Genomic DNA, 25,079 nt, shown 5'->3' with positions numbered 1-25,079 from the left:
ATGAAAAGCGTCTATAATCTGGTCATGTTCAATGAGAGGGCCATCTCACAGAAAGAATTATGAACAGGAGGTTATATGTAATGAAAAAGAAAGTGGTTGCAATGCTTTTGGCAGGCATTATGGCGGCCGGCGCTCTGGCAGGCTGCGGCGGTTCTTCTGATTCAGGACAGGGAGGATCCGGAAGCACAGAAGAAGGAAAGGTTATCAACATCTATACCTGGAATGATGAGTTCCGTACCCGTGTAGAGGCAGTTTATCCTGAAGTAGAAGAGACTTCCGCAGACGGAACCGTTACAACATTAAAGGATGGAACGGAAATCCACTGGATCGTAAACCCAAACCAGGACGGTGTGTATCAGCAGAAGCTGGATGAGGCCCTGATGAATCAGGCGGACGCAGCAGCAGATGATAAAGTGGATATCTTCTTATCTGAAACAGACTATGTGTATAAGTACACAGACGCTGAGGCTGATGTGGCTATGCCTCTTACAGATCTGGGGATCGATCCTGAGAAGGATCTGGCAGATCAGTATGAATTTACGAAAGTAACAGCTTCTGACCAGGACGGGGTACAGAGAGGTTCTACCTGGCAGTGCTGTCCGGGACTTCTGGTATACCGCAGAGATATTGCAAAAGATGTATTTGGCACAGATGATCCTGCAGCAGTAGGAGAGAAAGTAAAGGACTGGGATACATTAAAGACTACGGCTGAAGAATTAAAAGCAAAAGGCTACTATACCTTTTCTTCTTATGCAGATACTTTCCGTCTTTATGGAAACAGTATTTCTCAGCCTTGGGTAGCAGAGGGTGAAACAACTCTTAAAGTAGATCCTCAGATTATGGAGTGGGTGGAAACCTCCAAGGAATGGCTGGATGCAGGATATTATGATAAGACGGTAAAAGGCCAGTTTAATGACGACTGGAATAAGGCGATGGGTTCCGCTTCTAAAGTTTTTGCATTCCTTCTTCCGCCTTGGGGAATTGATTTTACTTTAAGTCCTAACTGGGACGGCGAAGCAGGCGCCTGGGCAGTTACCAATCCTCCTCAGGAATATAACTGGGGCGGTTCTTATATCCATGCCTGCACAGGAACAGACAATCCGGAACATGTAAAAGATATTATCCTGGCGCTTTCAGCAGATAAGGATAATCTCCTGCAGATCTCCAAAGACTATCTGGATTTCACCAACACAAAGAGCGGTATGTCTGAAGCGGCAGAAGATGACGCCAACTTTTCTTCTGAATTCCTCGGGGGACAAAATGCTTATAAATATTATGTGCCGGTAGCAGAAAACATTGAGATTGCTCCTCTTTCTGCTTACGACCAGGGATGTGTGGAACTGATTCAGAATGCTTTCAGCGATTACTTCCAGGGAAATGTTGACTTCGAGAGAGCAAAAGAAAACTTTGAAACTGCAATTAAAGAACGTTACCCGGATATTACAGAAATACAGTGGCCGGAATAAAGGGTAAAGTGCTGCCGCACAGAAGGTGCGGCAGCCTTCTGACAGAAAGGAACGATGTTTTATGAAAAAAAAGAGTAAAAGCATCAGCTATGCAAAATGGGGATATCTTTTTATTCTTCCGTTTTTTGTCTGCTTTTTGATTTTTTCTCTGATTCCGCTGGTAGATACCATCCGGTACAGTTTCTTTGAATACTATCGTTCAGGAATCAAAGAAGTGGGGCCGAATTTCATAGGCCTGGAGAATTATATCAGCCTTCTGAAATCTGATATGTTTAAATATGGAGGAAATACCTTGATCCTGTGGGTGATCGGATTTATTCCCCAGATCGTTATTGCCCTTCTTCTTGCCAGCTGGTTTACAGATATCCGTCTGAAAATCCATGGAAAACAGGCCTTTAAGGTAATTATTTACCTTCCCAACCTGATCATGGCTTCAGCTTTTGCCATGCTGTTCTTTGCCATGTTTTCCACTAACGGACCCATCAATTCTATTTTAACCTCATTGGGATGGATCAAAGAACCTATTGATTTTATGGGATCGGTTTTTGGGACCAGATCTTTGATCGGATTGATGAACTTCCTTATGTGGTTCGGAAATACCACCATTATGCTTATGGCGGCTATCATGGGAATCAGTCCGGATATTTTTGAAGCCTCAGAACTGGATGGCTGCGGCGGTCTGAAAAGATTTTTCTATATCACTCTGCCTCTGATCAGGCCGATCCTGGCTTACACATTGATCACTTCTATCATTGGCGGTCTGCAGATGTTTGATGTACCTCAGATCCTGACTAACGGACAGGGTAATCCGGACAGAACATCTATGACATTGATCATGTTCCTGAACAGCCACTTAAAGAGCAAAAACTATGGTATGGCAGGTGCCCTGTCTGTATACCTGTTTATTATCAGCGGTATTTTGTGCTTTATTGTATATAGGATGACCAATGATTCAGACCCGGACGGATCGAAAGCTGCTGCAAAGAGAAAAGCAAAAGAAGCGAGAAGGAGGAGATAAGTTATGAAATCAAAAGCAGCACAGAGAGCATGGAGCATTTTTGTCCATGTGATTCTTATTGCACTTTCATTTTTGTGCCTGTTTTTCTTCTACATCCTGATCGTCAATGCTACCCGTTCTCATGCTGAGCTTCAGAGAGGATTTTCGGCACTGCCGGGAAAATATTTCCTGGAAAATTTAAAAAATGTTGCTAATGACGGTACCTTCCCTATGTTTCAGGGAATTATCAACAGCCTGGTAGTCTCCGCCTGCTCAGCGGCTTTATGTACATATTTTTCTTCATTGACGGCATATGGACTTTATGCCTATGACTTTAAGATGAAGAAAGCCGCTTTTACCTTTATTATGGCGATTCTGGTAATGCCTACCCAGGTAACAGCTATGGGATTTCTGCGGTTGATCACAAATATGGGAATGTATGACTCTCTTCTCCCGTTGATCATACCTTCCATTGCCTCACCGTCAGTATTCTATTTTATGTACAGCTATCTGGAATCTTCCCTGCCTCTTTCGCTGGTGGAAGCGGCAAGAATCGACGGTTCCGGAGAATTCAAAACTTTTAACAAGATCGTCCTTCCGATCATGAAACCGGCTATTGCTGTTCAGGCGATCTTCACTTTTGTGGGATCCTGGAATAATTACTTCGTTCCCGCATTAGTTATCCAGTCAAAGGACAAAATGACAGTTCCTATTTTGATCGCAACCCTTCGTGGAGCGGACTACATGAACTTTGATATGGGAAAAATATACATGATGATCACAGTGGCCATTGTTCCGATCATTCTTGTATACCTGATCTTATCCAAATACATTATCGAAGGTGTAACCTTAGGCGGTGTAAAAGGATAAGGAATCAAAAACATATGAAAAACGTCATAGGACATTCCCTTTATGCTGTGTCAGGAAAACTATGGCGTTTTTCTTCTATTATTACAATTACAAATAGAGAGAGGAAAACTATGACAGCAGGAAATTGGACATACAGTGGAACTATGGATCATAAGCCTTCCAAGAGAGAAAAGGAACACCGGATACTGGCGAGAAAGGCTGCGGAGAAAGGAATTGTTCTTCTGAAAAATCAGGGGATCCTTCCTTTATCCCTTTCTTTGCCGGTAGCTCTTCTTGGAAGAGGAGGAGAAAAGACGGTAAAAGGGGGAACCGGCTCCGGAGATGTGAACAACCGGGAAAATATTTCTATTCTCAGAGCCCTGGAAGAGGCCGGGGTGACTATCACCAGTACAGACTGGATCAGGGATTATCATAACCGCTATGAAAATGCCAGACTTACCTGGAAAGAAAAAGTCCTGGAAGACGCCAAAAAGGCAGAGAATCCTTTTGACGCTTATGCAGAAAATCCATTTGCAATGCCGGAAGGGCGCCTTATATCCGATAAGGACCTCCAGGGAGCCAAAGCAGTGATCTATGTGATCAGCCGTATATCCGGAGAAGGAAAGGACCGGCGCAGGGAAAAAGGGGACTATTACCTGAGCCAGAATGAGGAAGAGGACCTTCTTTATCTTCATGAAAAACAGGTTCCCGTAATTCTGATCCTGAATTCCGGAGGGCCTGTGGAGCTGACGGATATTCTGGAGAAAGCAGAAAATATCCAGGCTGTTTTGTATATTTCCCAGCTGGGACAGGAAGGGGGCTATGCAGTTGCAGATATCCTTTTGGGAAAGGCGGTGCCGGAAGGCAAGCTGACATCAACCTGGGCGAGAAGATATGAAGACTATCCCTCAGCCCGGACTTTCGGCTATCTGAATGGAGATCTGAAAAAAGATGAATACAAAGAAGGCATTTACATAGGTTACCGGTATTTTGATACCTTTTCTGTACGGCCCTTGTTTCCTTTTGGATATGGACTGTCCTATACTTCTTTTTCCATAGGATTTCAAGGTCTGGAAATCGGAGAAAAAAACATAGAGCTGACCGTTTCTGTAAAGAATACCGGAGAATGCTACAGCGGAAGAGAAGTGGTGCAGGTTTATATCACAGCGCCTCAGAACGGGGAAGGGAAAGAATACAAAAGACTGGCAGGTTTTGCAAAGACCGGGCTTCTTCAACCGGGGCAGGAGCAGGAGATCAAGATCCGGATAGAACAGAAGGAGCTGGCCAGCTTTAGGGAAGAATCCCATCAGTGGAGCATTGACAAAGGAAGTTACGGACTTTGGATAGGAAACAGCGGGGCTTCCCTTATATTGGCAGCCAAGATTACTGTGTCTGAGACAAAAGTCATTGAGAATACCCACAGAGTCTGCCCGAAACAGAGGGACTTTTCCGATTTACAGCCTTCTGCAGCCAGTGGCGACGAAATGGATCTATGGAAAGAAGAGAAAAGTGATTTTGTTCCTTCCTACCGGTTTATGCCCATGAAGGAAGAGAAGAAAATTTATGTGGCGCCGCCGGACCAGGATCATCCAGTGGAAGATCTGCTCCCTCTTTTGTATGGAAACATTACCTGGGGAGCCAGCAACCTGGGATCTGCGGGAACCAGAGTGCCGGGCTCTGCAGGAGAAACTACCCGGGCCCTGGAAGAAAAATATGGGATTCCTTCCATGATCATGGCAGACGGTCCGGCAGGGATCCGTCTGAGACAGAGCTACCAGGTGGAACGTAAGACCGGGGAAGTTTACGGGATCGGCGTGCTGGGGGCTTTGGAGAATGGCTTTTTAGAGCCGGAAAAGCATCATGAGAATGCAGATGTATATTATCAGTACTGTACGGCCTTTCCTGTAGGGACTGCCCTGGCCCAGACCTGGGATTTGGAATTGATGAAGGAATTTGGAGAGGCTATTGGAAAAGAAATGGAGGAATTCCATATCAATCTTTGGCTGGCTCCGGGGATGAATATCCAGAGAAATCCTCTGTGCGGACGGAATTTTGAATATTATTCAGAAGATCCCTTTCTGTCCGGAAAACTGGCGGCAGCAGTGACTTTGGGAGTTCAGAGCCGAAAAGGCTGCGGTGTGACCATTAAGCATTTTGCCTGCAATAATCAGGAAGACAACCGGATGGGAGTAGATGCCTGTGTTTCAGAACGGGCTCTCAGAGAAATCTATTTCCGGGGATTTGAGATTGCCATAAAAGAAAGTAATCCGGTGGCCATCATGAGTTCCTACAACCTGATCAATGGGGTTCATGCAGCCAACAGCAGAGATTTATGCACGGTTCTGGCAAGAGAAGAATGGGGCTTTGACGGCGTGATCATGAGCGACTGGAATACTACCGTTCCCGAAGATGGAAGTATACCATGGGAATGTGCAGCCGCAGGAAATGACATTATCATGCCGGGAAATGCAGAAGATGACAAAAATATCCGGGAAGCTTATGCAAAAGGACTGCTGTCAGAACAGACCATTCGGGAATGTGCCGGCAGGATATTGTATATGATAAAAAGATTAAGCTGAGATCCCACAGACTCTTTCTTGACATCCATGCTTAGATATTGTATTTATAAATCATGCATACCCTCAGTGTACAAGGGGTTCTTGTACGCTGGGGGTATTTACGAGAAAGGGACCAGAGGAAAAACAGCCATGAACAGAATTACAAAAAGCGGGATGGAGATTGAATTTGATAAAGAGACCTTGAGATTTTCTTTTCAGAAAGATGACGGATGCCGGTGGAGATGGGCCAGGAGCTATGCGCCATATATGGAATGCGAAAATGGAAATGTATTTTTTCATGACGCAGGGGAGATCACCCATGAACTGCTCCATACCGGAGTGGGAGAAGGGATATTAAGTACATACGGTGGCTTTGAAAAAGATGGAAAGGCCGTGCCCTATACATTTCAGACCCTGGTCTGGGTGGAAGGGGCTACAGGAGATGTGTACTGCGAATGGATCCCCCTTCAAGAAGAAGGGCTGGAAGTGAAGAAAGTCTTTTGGCCAGGCCCTATGGAATTTGAAGAGAGAAAAGAAAGCTGGTATACCCTTCTGACTCATCAGCAGGGAATTTTAATCCCAAATACCTGGGAAGTGGAGTTTCAGACTCCGGCATTTGACGGGATGTTCGGAACAGCAGGGGCTTATATGCCCTGGTTTGCCCAGACCCGGGATGGGGAAGGGTACCTGGCAGTGTGCGTGACTCCGTGGAACAGCGGATACCAGGCAGAACATCCGGCAGGAGGGTCTTATACTAGGGTTTCCATGCGTTTTGAGCCCAGCCTTGGGAAGATAGACTACCGCCGCATTGTTAAGTATACATTTCTGAAACAGTGCGATCATAATATTATCTGCAAGACATACAGAAATTATGCGGAGGAACAGGGAAAGCTCCGGACTCTGGCAGAAAAAGCCATAAGGAATCCATCAATAGACCGGCTTATCGGCTGCGCCTTTTTACATAAAGGAATCAAGACATTTGTACAGCCGGATTCTGATTTTTATGACCCTGAGAAACCGGAGAAGAATAACCGCCTGACAACCTTTGCCCGGAGGGAGCAGGAGATCAGGCAGCTCCACGAGATGGGAGTAGAGAAGCTGTATCTCCACTTAGACGGCTGGGCAGAGCCGGGATATGATAACCGCCACCCGGATTACAGCCCTGCATGTAAAGCGGCAGGGGGATGGGAAGGAATGAAATCTCTGGTGGACACTATGCACGAATACGGATATTTATTCGGTATTCACGACCAGTATAGAGATTACCATCTGTCAGCCTCCAGCTTTGATGAAAATTTTGCCTGCCGTCTGCCGGACGGAACAATTCCACGGCATAAGCGGTGGGCGGGAGGCCCCCAGTCCTATCTTTGCGCTACCCAGGCCCCATACTATGTAAAAAGAAATTTTAAAGATCTGGAAGATCACGGGATCCGGCTGGACTGCGCATATCTGGACGTATTTACCTGCAACGAAGGAGATGAATGCGATAATCCGCTGCACCGTATGACAAGAAAGGAATGCTACGATCATCGTGCCTTGTGCTTCCAGTATCTTTTGAAAAAGGGGATCCTTCCAAGTTCGGAAGAGGTCAATGACTGGGCGGTCCAAAGCCAGGTGTTCTGCCATTATGCGCCCTATGATTTTATGATGCGTGCCCCTGGTACGCCTAAGCAGGGGATACCGGTGCCTCTTTATAATCTGGTTTATCATGACTGCGTGATCCAGCCATGGATGATGGAGAAAGTAAGTGAAAAGGAAGATTATATGCTTTATGCCCTGCTAAACGGCGGAGCACCCTATCTGGTGAGAGAGGGGGCTTATCCCAATACAGACGGAGCTTTTGAGGACAGGGTGGAAATGACGTTAGAAGAATGTATCTCCAGAGCAAAGGTTGTTTCAGATCTTCATGAAAAGGTGGGAAAATGTGAGATGGTAAGACATGAATTTGTTGAAGGGAATCCCCAGATACAGAAGACAGTTTTCTCCAATGGAATTTCTGTCCAGGTGGACTTTCAAAAGCAGACCTATGAAATCAGGAATGAAGGAATGAATGGATAGGTTATCAGCAGAAACAAAAATGTTCAGGATCGGGATACCTGTAAAAGATCCCGATCCCGAACAGAAAATACAGATCCGGATGTCCAAGGGGAAGGAGTTTTACTTCCGTGGTTCTACCTGTGCATTGATCTCTTCAAAGAGTTCCCGGATAACTCCCTGGATTTCCGCCACTGCATTTCCTAAGTCTATGAGCTTGGAAATCCCTTTGTCTCTGGTTACTAATTCCAGCTGGCCGTTTTTCAGGTTTTTGGGCCCTACCACCACACGGACCGGAACACCCAAAAGGTCTGCGTCGGCAAACATGGCCCCTGCCCGGATGTCACGGTCATCATAGATCACTTCCACACCGGCTTTCTGCAAATCTTCATATAAGCTGTCTGCAGCAGTTTTGCAGGCTTCCTGGTCCACACGCATACAGCACAGATGTACCTGCCATGGAGCGATGGAAATAGGCCAGATAGGGCCGTTGTCATCGTGCCTTGCCTCGCATACAGAGGCTGCCAGACGGCCTACGCCGATGCCGTAGCAGCCCATGACCGGATATTTTACAGAGCCGTCGGCGTCTGTATAGGTCATATTCATGGACTTGGTATATTTAGTGCCAAGCTGGAAGATATTTCCCACCTCGATACCACGTTTTACCTGAATGGTCTTTTTGCCGCAGCAGGGGCAGATCCCTCCTGTTTTGATCTTGGACACATCTGCATAGTCTACATCTCCCAGGTCTCTTGGGATATTTAATCCTTTATAGTGATAGTTTTCCTCATTTGCACCGCAGGTCAGATACTGGATCCCTTTCAGAGAAGAGTCATAGATCACCTGACAATCTGCCTTTAGCTGATAAGGTCCGGTAAATCCGGCGGCAATTCCGCTTTCCGCAGTGATCTCGGCAGGATGGACTTTCTCTCCCAGGTAATTGGTCAGCTTTGTCTCATTTACTTCATAATCCCCTCTCAGGAATACGATCACATATTCGTCATTTGAGTTTTTCTGATACATTACGGCTTTGCAGGAATATTCCACAGGAACGCCCAGGAAGTCTACCACTTCTTCAATAGTCTTGCAGTGAGGGGTGTAGACTTTCTCCAGTTCTCCCATTTCCAGGCCGCCTTCATTTACTACTTTATTTGGAGCTGCTTCCATATTGGAACGGTAGCCGCATTCCGGACAGATCACAATGGAATCCTCTCCGGCGTCTGCCAGGAGCATATATTCATGGGAAACACTGCCGCCCATCATGCCGGAATCAGACTGTACTGCGATAACTTCCGGAACTCCTGCCCGCTGGAAGATACGGTTATAGGTATGATAGAAAGTATCATAGCAGCGGTCCAGATCCTCCTGGGAGGTATGGAAGGAATAGGCGTCTTTCATGGTAAATTCCCGGACACGGATCAGGCCGGCTCTGGGACGGGCCTCGTCACGGAATTTGGTCTGGATCTGATAGATCATAAAGGGATATTTAGTGTATGTCTGGCCATACTCTCTTACCAGCTGGACAGAGGCTTCCTCATGGGTCATACCCAGGACCATCTGGCTGCCGTTCCGGTCTTTAAAACGGAGAAGTTCCTCGCCAACACTTTCAAAACGGCCGGATTCTTCCCAGAGGCTGCCGGGAAGGGCAACAGGGAAGAGTACTTCCTGACCGCCGATAGCATCCATTTCTTCCCGGATGATCTCCTCGATCTTTCTGGTGATCCTCTTCATAGGAGGATACAGGGAATAGATGCCATTTGCCACATATTTGATATAGCCGCCCCGGATGGTAAAAGCATGGCTGTCGATCACGCAGTCAGCAGGGCGCTCCTTAAAACGGTCGCCAACAAGATTTCTAAGTTTCATAATGCTCTCCTTTTCATTTGTCCTTTCTGCGGCTAGTATACCGCAAAGCAGAGAGACAGGCAAGCATTTCCGTTTATTCCCGCAAGCAACGAGCTAAACCGGCGTGTTTGCATGTCCATTTGGCGACGGCTTATGTTATAAAGGGAAGAGTCGGAAAAGGACTTATATATTGCAAATAATTCTTGAACAGAAACCGGCCTGGTGCTAAGCTTAATACATACGACTGCTGACAGGAGACAAACATGAGCGAGAATATAAAAACACTGAAAAAAGCCTTTCTTTGTGCCTTTCCCCATACCATACCTATCTTTGCAGGATTCTGGTTTCTGGGCATGACTTACGGCATTTACATGAATGTTTCGGGATTCAGTTTCTGGTATCCCATGGTCATGAGCCTGACTATCTTTGCAGGCTCTATAGAATTCGTAGCGGTAAATATGCTTCTGGGAGCTTTTAATCCCCTTCAGGCCCTGGCAATGACCCTGATGATCAACGCCAGACATTTATTTTACGGGATATCTATGCTGGACAGATTCCGGGGAATGGGATGGAAAAAGATATATCTGATCTTCGGTATGTGCGATGAGACATTCTCTATCAATTACACTGCTGAAGTCCCGCCGGATGTAGATCGGGGCTGGTTTATGTTTTTTGTTACTCTGCTGAATCATTTTTACTGGTTTTTCGGAGCCACCCTGGGAGGGATCTTCGGAGGCCTGATCCATTTCAGCACAGAGGGACTGGACTTTGTAGTAACTGCCTTCTCCATTTGTGGAAACGGCAGATGCTGCTGTCGATTGCGGGAGGAACGGCTCTTTATATGCTTTTGGTACAGATGGTCTTTTAAAACGGTGTAAAGAAAAATGTAACGGATAAGGAGGAAGAATATGGAGATTAAAGACTGGACTTATGAAGACTTTCCGGAATTTGACCAGCCTGTGGAAGGAGCGGAGGTTCTTTCCACTACAGGAGATGAAGTCGGATTTGCTTATTTTCATGATGTGGAATACGCCAACGTGGATGGAATCCCTCTTCATCTTCAGATCATAAAGCCCTTTACCAGAAACGAACCGGAGAAAATCTACCCCTGTATAGTGTTTGTCCAGGGGTCTGCCTGGATGAAACAGGATGTTTATGCCAAGATTCCTATGCTGGCCCGGTTGGCGGGAAAGGGTTATGTGATCGCTGTGGTGGAGTACCGGCATTCGGGACAGGCGCCTTTCCCGGCCCAGGCTCTGGATGCCAGGAATGCTGTGCGCTTTATGCGGAAAAACAGCAAAAGCTATCAGATCGATCCGGAGAAGATCGTAATAGGAGGGGACTCTTCCGGAGGCCATACAGCAATGTTTGCAGGGATCCTACAGGATGATGATCAGGCAACCAATCTATATCCGGGAATATCAGCCTCAGTAAAGGGGATTTTAAACTATTATGGTTCTGTCAGCGTTATGCTGGAAGACAGTAATCCCACTACCATCAATCATCATATGCCGGACAGCCCTGAGGGCATGGAAATGGGGGGCGTGAATCTGAAGGAACGGCCGGATCTGTGCCAGAAGCTGTCTGTGGAATGCAATATTACAGAAGACTCGGACCTTCCTCCGGTGCTGATCTTCCATGGGACCAAGGACCGGATCGTGAATACCCGCCAGAGTGTAAATTTGTATAGAAGACTGAAAGAAACGGGAAAAGAAGCCTACCTGTACCTGATCCGGGGAGCGGATCACGGAGGCGCTGAATTCTGGACAGAGGAGGTCTGCGGGATCGCAGATAGATTTATAAAGAAATGTCTGTCATAAAAATGCCGCTGCACCACAGCATGAAAAGGCGTGGTGCAGCGGTATTTTGTGCGATACGTCGGTAGGACGACCAACCTGTTTGCACGAGCGGGCATCCGACCGGCAACGGACAGCGAACAGCAATGCCGTGAGCTGGCCGAGATAATAGGCAGAGAAGAAGCCAATGCTAACGGCAGCTTCTGATAAAAGCCTTCATAGAGACACTGTAGGAGATGATCCCTGTGACTGCCACGATCCCCACTGCGATCCCCCACAGAAGAGGAAGTGGAAGAATGAGCAGATCCAGTGGATCTATATCCAGAAAAAGATACAGGATATAGGCAGCTGCTGCCAGTAAAACAAAAACGATATAGAAGATCGTAGAAATATTGATATTTCCAACAAAAGATACCATCACATTGATCAGCGTCATAAATAAAGCGATCAGAAGGCCGCCTGCAAAGATCCCCAGATAGACCGCTGGACTGTAGGTCCTGTATATAAGGAAATGCAGCGCCAGAAAAAGAATCATAACCCCGATGCCGTAAAGCTGATACAGGCAGCAGGAAAGGTATCTGGAAAGGACCAGCTCTCTTTTGGAAAAGGGAAAGGTCATGGAAAGCATCCGGCCTTTATAGCTGGAGTCCGCCTCTTTTAAAGTGATCGGAATGATAGAGGTCTGTGTAGGCAGATAGAGAAGAACGATGCTCAGCGGACTGAATTTATATTTTCCTAACAGTATGAGAAACATGAGAAAAAACAGTATATCCGGTATAATATTTCCAAGAAAAGAACGACGGATCTGGGTAATAATATCCCGATAAATTAATCCTGACATGGCAATACCCCCTTTGTGGAAAATAACATGAAATCTTCTAATGTGGCCCGATCCATGACCAGATCCTGAAACTGGTTCAGGAGAGCCTGCTTGTTTTTAACCAGCACTTTGCAGGAAAAATCCTCTGGTATATAGGCTTCATAGTCATCTGGAGAAAGAATCTGGAGAAAATCCTTCCGGCAGTGGAGGATTCCATAGTTGTTTTCAATCTCTTCCATAGAGCGGAAAAACTGCAGCTTTCCCTGATGGAGAAAGAGGATATAGTCTGCAATCTTATCCAGGTCACTGGTGATATGGGAAGAAATCAGTACAGAGTGATTTTCGTCCATGACAAATTCCTGCAGAAGTTCCAGAATCTCATCTCTCATGACGGGGTCTAGTCCTGAGGTGGCTTCATCCAGGATCAGAAGCTCCGGATGATAGGACAGAGCCAGGGCAAAATTCAGCTTTACCAGCATACCCTTTGAAAAACTTTTGATCTTTTTGTTCAGTGGAAGAGAAAAACGCTCCAGATACTGATGAAATAATCGGCTGTCCCAGTTTTTGTAGATTCTTTTATAAGTATTTTCCAGATCCCTGCAGTAAAGGCGGGGATTCTGGTTTAATCCGTCCATGACAAGGCCAACCTTCTGAAGATTTTCTTTCCGGCTTTCCTGCCAGTTTTTGCCGAAGAGGCGGATTTCTCCGCTGTCCGGAGAGATCATTTCAAATACAGACATCAGTGTGGTGGTCTTTCCTGCCCCATTTTCGCCTATCATTCCTACGATCATGCCCCGGGGAATCTGGAAGCTTATATGATCCAGGGTAAAATCCTTATACTTTTTTGTAAGCTTATCAAATGAAAGAATTGGTTCCATATTATTCCTCCTCATAAAACATCCGAAGAATCTGGATCATCTGGTCACAGGAAATATGATATTCTTTCCCGATATCAGCCACCTCCATCAGCTTTTTTTCTGCGATACGGAGATGTTCCTCCCGGATAAAATCCTGATTCTGGGCAGCTACAAAGGTTCCTTTGCCTGCCACGGTTTCAATAAACCCATCCCGCTGAAGTTCCTCATAAGCATGCTGTGCGGTGATCACACTTACATGAAGGCTTTTGGCCAGTCCCCGGATAGAGGGGAGAGGATCCTTAGGTTTTAGTTCGCCGCTCATGATCATGGCCTTGATCTGAGTGACAATCTGTTCATAGATGGGCTGACTGTTGCTGCTGCTTAAAATAATATTCATCTTTTCACCTCGGTGTACTTACTGTATATATACTGTACTTGTTTGATAGGTACAGTATATATACAGTAAGTACATTTGTCAATAGGTTTTATGGGAAATTTTTAAGTCATGGAAAACCTGATGTAATTATGATAAAATGAGAAAGAATATTCAGCGCTTGACAGGAGGGAAAGAAAGATGGAGAAAAAATTAAAGTATCTGGTCATAGGAGCCGGGGGAACCGGAGGACCTATTGGAGGCTATCTTGCGAGAGCAGGAAAAGATGTAACCCTCATCGCCAGGGGCAGACATATGGAGGCAATGAAAGCCCATGGATTGGAAATTGAGCTGGGAGGAGAAGCTTTTGTGGCTCCGGTAAAGGCCTGCTCTATGGAGGAATATAAGGAAACAGCAGATGTGATCTTTGTATGTGTAAAAGGATATTCCCTGGAAGAGGCGGCAGAGTTTATTAAGAAAGCAGCAGATGCCCATACCGTTGTGATCCCTATTTTAAATATCTATGGAACTGGAGGAAAGCTTCAGGAAATGCTGCCGTATATTACCGTCACAGACGGATGTATCTATATTGCATCCCAGATCAAAGAGCCTGGAAAAATCCTGATGTCGGGAAAAATCTTCCGGGTGGTTTATGGTCTTAGAAAAGATACTTCAAAGGAAATAGAAGAAAAAGTCATGCCTGTGCTGAAAAAAGTTGAGGCAGATCTGAAAGCTGCAGAAATCCTTCCTGTACTGTCTTCCAATATAGAAAGAGATGCCCTTCAGAAATTCTCTTTTGTTTCACCTATGGCTGCTGTGGGAGCATGCTATGAGGCTCCGGCTGCTGTAATGCAGGAAGGCGGAGAGAAGAGGGAAACCTTTATAGAGCTTATAAAGGAGATCCAGAAAATCGCATCTGCTATGGCTGTGGAGCTGCCGGAAAACATTGTGGAGATTAACCTGCAGATCATGGATGACCTGGCCCCTACGGCAAGCTCTTCTATGCAGAGAGACATTGCCGCAGGCAAACAGTCAGAAGTTGACGGTCTGATCTATCAGGTAGTGCGGCTGGGCAAACAGTACCAGGTAGATGTGCCGGTATATGAAGAAATCGGAGAAAAGCTGAGGGAAAGACTTGGAAATTAAAGAAAAGCACACAGAAAAAGCATATAAGGAAAAGGAACAGCTTTCCTGCCCTCTTTTGAAGCAGGGATGTGGGGGCTGTCCCATGCTTGCTCTTCCTTACGAAGAGCAGCTTCGAAAAAAGCAGAAAAAGATAAAAAAACTTCTGGGGAATTTCGGAAAACCACAGCCCATTATTGGAATGGAAAATCCCTGGCATTATCGGAATAAAGCAATTTCTACCTTTACCTATGCCCAGGGCAGACAGGTGAAGAGCGGAATCTATGTCCAGGGAACCCACCATGTAATTCCCGTAGAAAACTGCCTGCTGCATCATCCGGCACTGGACGAAGCTGTCAGAGCCGTGAGGAAGGCAGTGCGGGAATTTAAGTATCCGGTTTATGATGAGGACAGGAAAACAGGGCTGGTCCGTCATATCCTGGTCCGCCACAGTCTTGCAGAGGACCAGATTCTGGCTGTGCTGGTCACTTCTTCTCCTGTGCTGCCGGGTGCCAAAGCTTTCGCCAAAAGGGTCCGCCAGCTCTGCCCAAGGATCACTACTCTTGTACAGAATATTAATGAGCGTTCTACCAGTGCTGTGCTGGGCTATAAAGAGAGAATCCTATATGGAAAAGGATATATCCAGGATACACTCTGCGGTATCCGGTTCAGAATCTCAGGCTCCAGTTTTTATCAGATCAATCCGGTACAGACAGAGATTCTTTACAGAACTGCTGCGGAAGCGGCAGGACTGGACAAAAGCCAGACTGTGCTGGACGCCTATTGCGGAGTGGGAACCATCGGTCTTTCCGCAGCTTCCAGAGCAAAAAAGGTTATAGGAGTGGAATTAAATAAAAGCGCTGTAAGATGTGCCTGGGAAAATGCCAGGGAAAACGGAATCCAGAACGCCCAGTTTCTCTGCGCAGACGCTACAGATTTTATCCGGAAAATGGCTGCAAAAGGGGAGCGGGCAGACGTAGTATTTATGGACCCGCCCCGGGCCGGAAGTACGCCGGAGTTTTTACGGGCAGTGTCCTCCATGAGACCGGAGAAGATCGTATATGTATCATGCAATCCGGAAACCCAGAAAAGAGACTTAGAGCTGCTGACAAAAGACGGGTGGCAGGTGAAGCTGATCCAGGGAGTGGATATGTTTCCGCACACGGAGGGGATAGAGACTGTGGTGTCTCTGGCCCGGAAATAGGCGGGACTACAGCATTTCTATGGCTGAGTTCAGTGTATTTGCCACCCATTTGCCACCCAGAGAATTAAATTTAGTAGTAAATAGTCAAGAACGGCTGAACACATTGAACAGTGAATAGGCCGTTCTTTTTATGCTTGTGTGGCCTTTTCAAATATGTCAACAGCATTTTGCTGCATTACATTAGTATTAAATGTATAAGTCTGTAATGGAGTCTTTATATCCTTGTGACCTAACCGCTCCATAACGGTTTTGGGATTTACACCATTCTCTGCCAGGATAGTTCCATGTGTGTGCCGAAGACAATGGGAGTGGAATAATTTGTTGCCGAGTTCATAATGAACGACTCTTGCACAATATTTAAAAGAATCCGGAGTAAGCAGTTCACCATTCTCTTTTACACAAAGCGGCATGATCTCTTTATAAGGAACATTCATATCTGACCGGAACTGAGCAAAAGAGTTATCTGGGAGCAGGTAGGTCTTAACATAATATGGACCATATTTCAGCTTATTTATTTTGCGTTGCCGTATCTCGTTTTTCAGCTCCTGCTCCAGAAGATTGCCTATTTTGATGTGACGGTAGGATTCATATTTAGGAGGTTTTAAAAACCACGTTTTTGAAACTTTGATCATTTGCCCTTTGATGTATAGTTCATGCTTCTGAAAATCTATATCTTCATTCAGATCAATAGCAAAGGTCTCACCTATGCGGATTCCGATGTTATAAGGAACAAGCAGCGATAAATAAAAACCATGATTATTTGAAAAACGTTCCAGGATTTTTTGAAATTCTTCTTTGGGGCAGACATATTCTGCGTGTTCCTTCGCTGTAACATCAACAGGTACTTTTCCAATCTTAACTGAATTACAGGGGTTTGACTTAATATATCCGAGCGGATGTATCGCGTAATTCATAGATGTTCGAAAGCATGACAGTACACTTTTGATCATACCTTTGGAGTACCCTTTAATTTTCAGATCATCTGTCCATTCTTGAACTTTATCTGTGGCATATTGAAAATTATTCAGTTCATATTTACCGAAACGGGGCTTTATATGTAGTCTGATTTCATACTCATAACGATTATATGTATTGTAGCTGTATCCATGATCGATATTTTTCTTGACTGCGTTCTCTAGCCAATAATCAAGATAATCAGCTACACTGATTTGTTTTGGAGAAAATACTCTTCCTACATTTTTGTATTCTGCTATTGCCGCCGCCCTGGCCTCAAGGGCTTCCTTTTGCGTCCGGAATCCTCCTTTCTCTATTTTCTTCCGCTCTCCATTAATCTTTGCGGTATCAAAATAGTAAGACCATGTTTTACCTCTTTTTCATACACCTTCTGCCATAAAATCATCTTCTTTTGTATGTTGCGCCGGCGCAATGACCGGCATTTTAGGGTATAAAAATAACAGCCAGGGAGCTTTTGTTCTCATTCCATCTATATGCTCAAACAAATCTTCTTTGATTGGAGAACGCATTGGGTCTAAAATAAAGTCAATACCCTCCCTTCGAGCTTGCTTAGCTGCGGGGACGAAATCACTATCGCCTGATATTAGAATTATCTGATCAACTTGTTTTTTAAAAGCAAGAGATGCAATATCAATTCCGATACGCATATCCACACCTTTTTGGGAAACGGATAACATAAAAATTATACGCGCGTTTTCTATAAAAGGCTCCATTAACCAATATTGCAGTTCTTATCATAAAATATTCTCCTTTATAAAAATACCCCTAGGCTCATCACATCCCTTATGGTGGGAGGATTACTGCTAGGGGTACACTTTCATGGATGGTTATGCAAATACACGATTGCGAAACATTCTTTAATTACATCACAAATGTGATGTAACATTATAATGCCCTTAGTGGTAAAAAATCAATAGAAATAGAGAAAAATTCACAAAAAATTAAAATCTTTGTGTTTAGACAAAAAGCATTATATATACACTAAAATCTTTTGCTTAAAATAGAATTTTCTGAGTCGCGTATATCTTCGGATATTCACTTGGCCGCTCTGGTGTTGCCGCACCGGGGTGGTTTTTTATTTCAGCATATCTGTAATACAAATTATCAGATCTTTAAAGATCTTAGAGCCAATAAGATCAGAGAAAGAATACTGAGTAGAATCTTCTGTGCCTTCAAAAGAATAAACCTGTACTGTTTCTTTCATCGGATTTACGATCCAGTATTCCTTTACACCAGCAGTGCGATATTTCAAAAGTTTGGTGAGATAATCCATGCGCTGGCTACTTGGTGACACAATCTCAATGATCCAATCTGGAGCACCGCTGCACCCTTTGTCTGTAAGCTTATTTTTGTCACATATTACACTAATATCCGGCTCTACATAGTTTTTATCATCTTCATTCAAAAACACAGCAAATGGGGCAGGATAGACTTCACAGGAACCACCCTTGCCGGAGATATGGTTTCCGATAACTCGGCTTAATTCTTGGAGGATTTTTTGATGGATCCTGCTGGGCGGCGCCATCATATATAATTTTCCGTCAATCAACTCTCCACGTTCACCATCTGGAAGCGCATAGATATCTTCGATAGTATAAAGCTTTTCTTTTGGCAATGGCATAGCGTCACGTCCTTTCTTGAATAAAACAAGTGCTCCCTGAGACACATCGTTGAGAGGTACGGGAGCTTTTGATAATTACAGTATACACAACCTTTCAACTGAATACAAATGATTTTCTTTACATGGCAGATTTCAATGGCAGTTCTTACACGGTTCATATCCCAGGCTTTGGGCTTCAGATAAAGAAACTTGTCTGGCTGTATTAGGATTCATATTACCACAGTCAGGAACACTATGATATTTACTGCCAGTTGCAGAGAGCCACACGGAAGCCTCTTGTGGTTGTTGTGCGGCAGCCTGAGCAGCAGCTTGTTCCTGAGCAATTCTTGCCTGTTCTGCGGCTTGCGCTTCTTGTTCCGCTTTGATTCTGGCTTCTTCGGCTGCTTGCGCTTCCTGCTCGGCTTTTATCCTTGCTTCTTCTTCTGCTTTAGCCTGAGCTTCCTGCTCGGCTTTAATTCTTGCCTCTTCTTCCGCCTTGGCCTGAGCTTCCTGTTCAGCTTTAAGCCTTGCTTCCTCTTCAGCTTTGGCTTTTGCCTCTTCGGCCACTTTGTCAGTTACGGAGATTTTTACCGTGTTGCTGTCTATATCATGGTTAGCAGTAAAGAATAATGCAGCTTCTCCAGGTTCCTTGAATGTGATAATAGCTTTACCATCTGTATAGTTAAGCTCTGCAATATCATTGGAAGAGAGTTCAAGCGAAGTTATCTCAGCATCTGAAGGAGAAGTCGTTATTTTTACTTCTGCTGTTTCCGATACATCAAAGGTATCTTTTCCCCAATCAGCATATATACTCTCGGGAGAAGTTGATGATGATCCGAGCAACGCAAAAACAACCAAAGAAGTTACAAACACTGCTGTTGAAATTGCTATATTTCGTCTTTTAGTACCATATAAGTCTTTTTTAATAATAAAATATATCAAAAATCCAATTGCTGGAATCCAGGCAAAAGAATATAGAGCGATAGCAAAACAGATAGCTAAAAGAGCAAGAAAATAAAATAAGCATCCACGTTTCTTTTTATTATTTGGATTATCTGGCGAAGTATTTAATCCAGGGTTGCCTTCCGGAGGAAGAGGCGGCGGATCAGAATCTTTATTTCCGGAAGAAGTTTCAGTATAATATAAACCAGTTCCGGGGATTCCTACACTTTTGGTTTTCTTACCCGTGGAGCTTACCGTATAATCTGATACTTTCATTCAATCATTTTCCTCTACAAATGAAAATCTATCGTTGATTCAATTATAACACATATTGCCCCGGAAATGGACGGCTTTTTTATGGGTAAAGGAGAAATATGAAATTAAGCATATTAACGAATATGATGAAAGGTTGTATTGAAAGTCTCTGATATTGGATGCATTCTTGTTCAATTCTCAAGAAGGAATTATAATATAAGGCTGGAAGAACATGAAGCATTTTAAAGTGACTCACAAGATATGTCTGGATAGTTACTGCAGTGGAGGTTAAAAATGAACGAGAATGGTAAAAAAATGAAACGCATTTTTTTTGTAGAAGATGATTTGAGTTTGATTAACGGATTATCCTTTGCTATTAAAAAGCAGGGATATGAGATAGATGTTGCCCGGACGGGCCTGGAAGCAGAAAAATTATGGATGAACTGGAAGTATGACCTGGTTATTTTGGATGTGACACTTCCAGATGGTTCAGGGTATGATATCTGCAAAAAAATACGCAAAGTTTCAAAAGTGCCGATTATGTTTCTTACTGCGGCAGATGAAGAAACAGATATTATCATGGGGCTTGACATAGGAGGAGACGATTATATTACAAAACCCTTTAAACTTGCAGTATTTCTTTCAAGAGTAAATGCACTTTTACGCAGAAGCGAAAATTTTAATCAGATGGAGACAGAGCTAAGCTCTAATGGGATTACGATACAACGGCTGAAAGGTGAGGTGTACAAGAATGGAAAACAAATCGATCTGACGGCAAGTGAGTATAAGCTGCTTTGTCTGTTTATGGAAAATCCGAATCTGATCCTCTCGCCGGAACAGATATTGAGCAGACTCTGGGACTGTGATGAAAAATACATTGACACCAATACATTGACCGTATATATTCGCAGACTGCGTAAGAAAATTGAAGATGATCCTGCTAATCCCCATAACATAGTTACAGTCCGCGGCATGGGTTATAAGTGGAATGTCATAGAATGAGGTACGGGCCATGAGAATACTGGTAAATCAAAAAATTAAAAGGCTTTTTTCCTGTGTATTGATATTTTTTATCTTATTTACAGCAGTTTCTGTTATCAGTGTCAGCCTCAGAGTTCATTACGCAGCATACTGTGTACTGCTCTCTTCTCTGGCTATGGGAATTGCTGTTTTCGTATCCATGTATTTATATTTTCGTGACCAAAACAAGATTATGGAAGATGCGGTTTTGCAGATTAAAGATTACATTTCCGGAGATCGGAACGCAAGGATTGCGTGTGACGACGAGGGAGAACTGTATCGTTTGTTTCATGAAGTGAACTCCCTGGTTTCTATTTTGAATGCCCAAGCGGAGAATGAAGGCCGTTCAAAAAAATTTATGAAAGATACGATATCGAATATTTCTCATCAGTTGAAAACGCCTCTCGCCGCACTGAATATCTATAATGGAATCCTGCAGGAAGAGGCGAAGGATATACCCACAATTCACGAGTTTATGGAGCTTTCCGAACAGGAACTTGACCGGATTGAAACTCTTGTACAGAACCTGTTGAAAATTGCAAAACTGGATGCCGGAACAATCGTAATTGAGAAAAATGTTGAAAATGTTGCTGAAATGATAGCATATATAGAACGTCATTTTGCTTATCGGGCTGAGCAGGAGAAAAAGACACTTTCTTTTTCAGGTGACGAAGCAATTACCTTGTCCTGTGATCAGAACTGGATGCTGGAAGCGATCAGTAATATTGTAAAAAATGCGTTTGATCATACAAAGGAAGGGGAAGTAATCCGCATCGAATGGAGAAAATTTGCTTCTATCGTACAAATAGTCGTGCGAGACAATGGCTGCGGCATCCATCCAGAGGATCTGCCATATATTTTCAAGCGGTTTTACCGCAGCCGTTTTTCAAAAGACAAGCAGGGGATTGGATTAGGTCTTCCGCTGGCAAAGGCAATTATAGAAGCCCATAATGGAACTATCGAAGTTGATAGTGAATTAGGAGTTGGCACGACTTTCACTTAAAACCTATGGAACAGGAGAGGCTGCAGTTCATGCACTGAAAAATGCCACATTCTCTGTTCCTAAAGGTGAATTTGTTGCAATTGTTGGAGAGTCCGGATCTGGGAAAACGACCTTACTGAATATGATAGGGGCCCTGGATACTCCTGCTTCTGGTAAAGTGTTTATTGACGGAAAAGACATTTTCTCAATGAAAGAGCGTAATCTGACGATTTTCCGCCGCAGGAATATCGGTTTTATTTTCCAGAGTTTTAACCTGATCCCGGAACTGACGGTTGAGCAGAATATCATTTTCCCGGTCTTACTTGACTATCAGAAACCAGATAAAAAGTATTTGGAAGAGCTGCTGAGAGTACTGGGGCTAAAGGATCGGCGTGACCATTTGCCCAGTCAGCTTTCCGGGGGACAGCAGCAGCGTGTGGCGATAGGGCGGGCGCTAATTACTCGTCCTGCGCTGATTCTTGCCGACGAACCGACGGGAAATCTTGATACACAGAATACCAGCGAAGTCATCGCTTTGTTGAAAGAAGCGTCTCGGCTGTATGAGCAGACCATTGTAATGATTACTCATAGTCAGAGCATTGCTCAGACAGCAGATCATATTCTGCAAGTATCAGATGGTGTCGTGAATGATTTTGGGAGGTGTCGAGAATGAGAAGCTATTTAAGTCTGATCCCAATCTCTGTCAAGGTTCACCGGCGTCAAAACCGCATGACATTGCTTTGCGTTATTTTCGCTGTATTCATGGTTACAGCTATCTTTAGTATGGCGGAAATGGGGGCCAGAATGGAGCAGTCCCGTCTCTCAGAAAAACATGGAAATTTTTCTCTCCTTAGCAGCTTGCTAGATTCCAGAATGGGGCAGACACTGCTGATGACAGCGGGAGTAATGTTTCTGTTGGTTCTTATTGCCGGAGTGCTGATGATTTCCAGCAGTATGAATAGCAGTGTTGCTCAGCGTACCCAGTTTTTTGGTATGATGCGCTGCATCGGTATGAGTAAACAGCAGATTATCCGTTTTGTACGGCTGGAAGCATTGAACTGGTGCAAGATTGCCGTTCCTATTGGCCTTGTTCTAGGTATTTTGGCATCGTGGGCATTATGTGCCGCCCTAAGATTCCTTGTCGGGGAAGAGTTCTCGAATATTCCGTTGTTTGGCATCAGCATCATTGGAATTATCAGTGGTATTTTGGTCGGCGTGATCACAGTCCTTCTGGCCGCAGGAATCCCGGCTAAGCGAGCAGCTAAGGTATCACCTGTTGTAGCTGTTTCGGGAAATCCTGAGCCGGATAAAATGAGCCGTCATTCTGTTCACACAGGTTTTTTCAAAATTGAAACGGCATTGGGGATTCACCATGCAGTAGCTGCAAAGAAAAACTTATTTTTGATGACAGGCTCCTTTGCTCTGAGCATCGTCCTATTTTTAAGTTTTTCTGTTCTGATTGATTTTGTGGATCATCTGATGCCTCAATCGGCGGCTGCTTCTGATATTGACATTTCAAGTAGTGACGGTACCAATACTATCGACAGCGATATGGCACAGATGCTTACTAATATGGAAGGTGTCAAACAGGTCTATGGACGCAGGAGCAGCTTTAATGTGGCTGCCGGGCTGGAGGGTGATACGACTCTTTCCAGCACCGTAGATCTTGTCTCCTTTGATGATTTTGACCTGAAAGCTCTCCAAAAAGACGGAACGCTTCGCTGGGGCAGCGATTTGTCCAAAGTTTATGGTGACAGCGGATATGCTCTTGCGACATGGGACCGGAAAAGTCCTTGGGACATAGGCGATACCATCCTTGTTGGAAACGAGGAGATTACGATTGCCGGTCTGTTAAAATATGATCCATTCAGCGGGGATGGCCTGACGAAAGGAAAGATTACACTGATTACATCAGGAGAGACATTTACCCGATTGACCGGAATTACAGACTATTCGCTCATTATGGTCCAAACAACCTCCAATGCCACGGACGAGGATGTTGCCGCAATTTGTCAGATCGTAGAGGAAAACGGTTATACCATGAATGATAAGCGGGATCAACGCACATCCGGCACTTATTTTGCCTTTGTTGCCTGCGTTTATGCTTTTTTGGGCATTATCACACTGGTTACAGTACTGAACATTGTCAACAGTATCGCTATGAGCGTATCGGCCCGGATCAAACAGTATGGTGCTATGCGGGCGGTGGGGCTGGACGGGCATCAGATTTCAAAAATGATTCTGGCAGAAGCTTTTACCTATGCCTTTTGGGGCTGTGTTATTGGCTGTATGATCGGCCTGCCGCTCAGCAAAATCTTGTATGATTTCCTTATCATAAACCACTTCCCCTATGCGGTTTGGAATCTGCCAATCGGAGCGCTGGCAATTATTGTGTTGTTTGTCATTGCTGCAGCGGTGCTGGCCGCATATTCTCCGGCTAAACGGATACAGACGATTTCAGTGACAGAAACTATTAACGAACTCTAAGGAATTCAAAACAAGAAAAAATGCCCTTTGGGACACATCGCTGAGAGGCACGGGGAAAAGTTAAAATTTTTGTGATTAGACAAAAAGAATCACATTTTCTGCATTGGCAGTAAAAGGGACAGAGCTTTACAGGAAGGAGGAATCCGTCTCATTGCTGACAGGGCCGTAAAGTTCAAAATGGTTTCTCTTTGTGTTCAGCAGCCCTTCTTTCTGGAGCTTTGACAATTCTGCGGACATAGCAGCTCTTTCTACACAGAGATAATCGGCCAGCTGCTGTCTGTCATAAGGAATATCAAAGGACAGTTTTCCCTGGCGGATGGATTCAGAGGAAAGATAAGACAGAAGTTTTTCCCTCGTTGTCCTTTTGCTCATATGAGTGATCTTTTCATTGAACAGTAATACTTTGCCTGCCAGCACAGCTACCAGGTTCCGGATCAGTTTGTTGTGGTGCTGGCAGACAGTAGGGCAGACGGACAATAGCCGGTTAATATTCAGCATCATAAGTTCACAGTGCCCGCAGGCCACTACATTCACATTGAGAACAGAGCCTGGAGTGGCGGCATAGGGCTCTGCGAAAAAATCTCCCTCTTCGATTTTAGCCATGATATTTCTATGTCCCCACAGATCTTCCTGGATCACGAGAACAGAACCTTTCAGCACAAGGCCCATGGCCGAAGTGCTGTCCCCTGCCCGCAATACATATTCCTGATTTTCTTTGCAGTATACTTTTGCATCTACACACTTCAAAATGGAAAGAATTTCTTCTTCCGTCATTCCTGCGAAAAAAGGACAATTTTTCAGTACAAATAAATATTTTTTCAAAAAATCTCCTCCTTGTTTGAAATCAAACATACATGTTGAAATTAAAATACTATAATGGCACTGTAAAGTCAAGAA

General features: G+C 44.4%; 22 protein-coding genes and 1 pseudogene. 13 read left to right on the top strand and 10 right to left on the bottom strand.

Annotation, left to right across the window (positions count from 1 at the left end):
- Positions 1–80 precede the first annotated feature (80 nt).
- From B5G00_RS03600 to B5G00_RS03580, 5 genes are all read left to right on the top strand, one after another.
- Positions 81–1,466 carry an ABC transporter substrate-binding protein gene (locus tag B5G00_RS03600; protein WP_087268640.1) on the top strand — a complete coding sequence of 462 codons (1,386 nt, stop codon included), beginning with the start codon at positions 81–83 and terminating at the stop codon, positions 1,464–1,466.
- 61 nt (positions 1,467–1,527) lie between these two features.
- Positions 1,528–2,484 carry a carbohydrate ABC transporter permease gene (locus B5G00_RS03595; protein WP_087268637.1) on the top strand — a complete coding sequence of 319 codons (957 nt, stop codon included), beginning with the start codon at positions 1,528–1,530 and terminating at the stop codon, positions 2,482–2,484.
- Positions 2,485–2,487: 3 nt separating this feature from the next.
- Positions 2,488–3,333, top strand: a complete 846-nt coding sequence (locus tag B5G00_RS03590) for a carbohydrate ABC transporter permease (protein ID WP_087268634.1) — start codon at positions 2,488–2,490, stop codon at positions 3,331–3,333.
- A 110-nt stretch (positions 3,334–3,443) separates the two neighbouring features.
- Positions 3,444–5,891: a glycoside hydrolase family 3 protein gene (locus B5G00_RS03585; RefSeq protein WP_087269125.1), complete on the top strand. Its 2,448-nt coding sequence runs from the start codon at positions 3,444–3,446 to the stop codon at positions 5,889–5,891.
- A 129-nt stretch (positions 5,892–6,020) separates the two neighbouring features.
- A complete protein-coding gene (locus B5G00_RS03580; RefSeq protein WP_087268629.1) occupies positions 6,021–7,928 on the top strand; it encodes a DUF5696 domain-containing protein in 1,908 nt (635 codons plus the stop codon).
- Positions 7,929–8,027: 99 nt separating this feature from the next.
- Here the strand turns inward: B5G00_RS03580 and B5G00_RS03575 are convergent, their stop codons facing one another.
- Complete coding sequence (locus B5G00_RS03575; protein WP_087268626.1) at positions 8,028–9,770, bottom strand: proline--tRNA ligase; 1,743 nt, start codon at positions 9,768–9,770, stop codon at positions 8,028–8,030.
- A 242-nt stretch (positions 9,771–10,012) separates the two neighbouring features.
- Here B5G00_RS03575 and B5G00_RS19235 point away from each other — a divergent pair, with 242 nt between their 5' ends.
- Positions 10,013–10,627: an AzlC family ABC transporter permease gene (locus tag B5G00_RS19235; protein WP_087268623.1), complete on the top strand. Its 615-nt coding sequence runs from the start codon at positions 10,013–10,015 to the stop codon at positions 10,625–10,627.
- A gap of 30 nt (positions 10,628–10,657) precedes the next feature.
- Positions 10,658–11,569 carry an alpha/beta hydrolase gene (locus B5G00_RS03565; RefSeq protein WP_087268620.1) on the top strand — a complete coding sequence of 304 codons (912 nt, stop codon included), beginning with the start codon at positions 10,658–10,660 and terminating at the stop codon, positions 11,567–11,569.
- A 166-nt stretch (positions 11,570–11,735) separates the two neighbouring features.
- Here the strand turns inward: B5G00_RS03565 and B5G00_RS03560 are convergent, their stop codons facing one another.
- From B5G00_RS03560 to B5G00_RS03550, 3 genes are read right to left on the bottom strand one after another with little or no spacing between them, the layout of a single operon-like run.
- Positions 11,736–12,386 carry an ABC-2 transporter permease gene (locus B5G00_RS03560; protein ID WP_087268618.1) on the bottom strand — a complete coding sequence of 217 codons (651 nt, stop codon included), beginning with the start codon at positions 12,384–12,386 and terminating at the stop codon, positions 11,736–11,738.
- Positions 12,374–13,243 carry an ABC transporter ATP-binding protein gene (locus tag B5G00_RS03555; RefSeq protein ID WP_087268616.1) on the bottom strand — a complete coding sequence of 290 codons (870 nt, stop codon included), beginning with the start codon at positions 13,241–13,243 and terminating at the stop codon, positions 12,374–12,376. The genes B5G00_RS03560 and B5G00_RS03555 overlap by 13 nt, the downstream gene beginning before the upstream one ends.
- Position 13,244: 1 nt before the next feature.
- Entirely contained in the window at positions 13,245–13,619 is a 375-nt protein-coding gene (locus B5G00_RS03550) for a GntR family transcriptional regulator (protein WP_087268612.1), read from the bottom strand.
- A gap of 177 nt (positions 13,620–13,796) precedes the next feature.
- Between B5G00_RS03550 and B5G00_RS03545 the strand changes: the two genes are divergently transcribed.
- Entirely contained in the window at positions 13,797–14,741 is a 945-nt protein-coding gene (locus tag B5G00_RS03545; RefSeq protein ID WP_087268608.1) for a ketopantoate reductase family protein, read from the top strand.
- Positions 14,731–15,921, top strand: a complete 1,191-nt coding sequence (gene rlmD, locus B5G00_RS03540) for a 23S rRNA (uracil(1939)-C(5))-methyltransferase RlmD (protein ID WP_242971275.1) — start codon at positions 14,731–14,733, stop codon at positions 15,919–15,921. Before B5G00_RS03545 ends, rlmD begins: the two co-directional genes overlap by 11 nt.
- 128 nt (positions 15,922–16,049) lie before the next feature.
- Here the strand turns inward: rlmD and B5G00_RS03535 are convergent, their stop codons facing one another.
- The 5 genes and pseudogenes from B5G00_RS03535 to B5G00_RS19225 form a co-directional block, all read right to left on the bottom strand.
- Entirely contained in the window at positions 16,050–16,835 is a 786-nt protein-coding gene (locus tag B5G00_RS03535; RefSeq protein ID WP_242971274.1) for a site-specific integrase, read from the bottom strand.
- A 72-nt stretch (positions 16,836–16,907) separates the two neighbouring features.
- Positions 16,908–17,231: pseudogene (locus B5G00_RS19765) on the bottom strand (Arm DNA-binding domain-containing protein); the annotation flags it as partial.
- A gap of 24 nt (positions 17,232–17,255) precedes the next feature.
- Positions 17,256–17,573, bottom strand: a complete 318-nt coding sequence (locus B5G00_RS03530) for an NYN domain-containing protein (RefSeq protein ID WP_275532360.1) — start codon at positions 17,571–17,573, stop codon at positions 17,256–17,258.
- Between the two features lie 398 nt (positions 17,574–17,971).
- On the bottom strand, positions 17,972–18,517 hold the full coding sequence (locus B5G00_RS03525; RefSeq protein WP_087268599.1) for a Uma2 family endonuclease: 546 nt from the start codon (positions 18,515–18,517) through the stop codon (positions 17,972–17,974).
- 132 nt (positions 18,518–18,649) lie between these two features.
- Positions 18,650–19,714 carry a DUF4236 domain-containing protein gene (locus tag B5G00_RS19225; RefSeq protein WP_242971272.1) on the bottom strand — a complete coding sequence of 355 codons (1,065 nt, stop codon included), beginning with the start codon at positions 19,712–19,714 and terminating at the stop codon, positions 18,650–18,652.
- 294 nt (positions 19,715–20,008) lie between these two features.
- Here B5G00_RS19225 and B5G00_RS03515 point away from each other — a divergent pair, with 294 nt between their 5' ends.
- The 4 genes from B5G00_RS03515 to B5G00_RS03500 are packed head-to-tail and all read left to right on the top strand — an operon-like array spanning position 20,009 to position 24,182.
- Positions 20,009–20,695, top strand: coding sequence for a response regulator transcription factor (locus B5G00_RS03515; RefSeq protein ID WP_087269119.1), 687 nt, complete (start codon positions 20,009–20,011; stop codon positions 20,693–20,695).
- Between the two features lie 10 nt (positions 20,696–20,705).
- On the top strand, positions 20,706–21,716 hold the full coding sequence (locus B5G00_RS03510) for a sensor histidine kinase (RefSeq protein WP_087268597.1): 1,011 nt from the start codon (positions 20,706–20,708) through the stop codon (positions 21,714–21,716).
- Positions 21,697–22,368: an ABC transporter ATP-binding protein gene (locus B5G00_RS03505; RefSeq protein WP_087268595.1), complete on the top strand. Its 672-nt coding sequence runs from the start codon at positions 21,697–21,699 to the stop codon at positions 22,366–22,368. The genes B5G00_RS03510 and B5G00_RS03505 overlap by 20 nt, the downstream gene beginning before the upstream one ends.
- A complete protein-coding gene (locus B5G00_RS03500; RefSeq protein ID WP_087268593.1) occupies positions 22,365–24,182 on the top strand; it encodes an ABC transporter permease in 1,818 nt (605 codons plus the stop codon). The genes B5G00_RS03505 and B5G00_RS03500 overlap by 4 nt, the downstream gene beginning before the upstream one ends.
- Positions 24,183–24,308: 126 nt before the next feature.
- Here B5G00_RS03500 and B5G00_RS03495 read toward each other — a convergent pair whose 3' ends face one another.
- Positions 24,309–25,004 carry a Crp/Fnr family transcriptional regulator gene (locus B5G00_RS03495; protein WP_191386042.1) on the bottom strand — a complete coding sequence of 232 codons (696 nt, stop codon included), beginning with the start codon at positions 25,002–25,004 and terminating at the stop codon, positions 24,309–24,311.
- Positions 25,005–25,079: the final 75 nt, after the last annotated feature.

Source organism: Blautia sp. An46, assembly GCF_002161645.1.
GTDB lineage: Bacteria > Bacillota > Clostridia > Lachnospirales > Lachnospiraceae > Blautia > Blautia ornithocaccae.
Note: the sequence above shows the minus strand (reverse complement) of the source record. Positions and strands in the feature narration are given on the sequence as shown.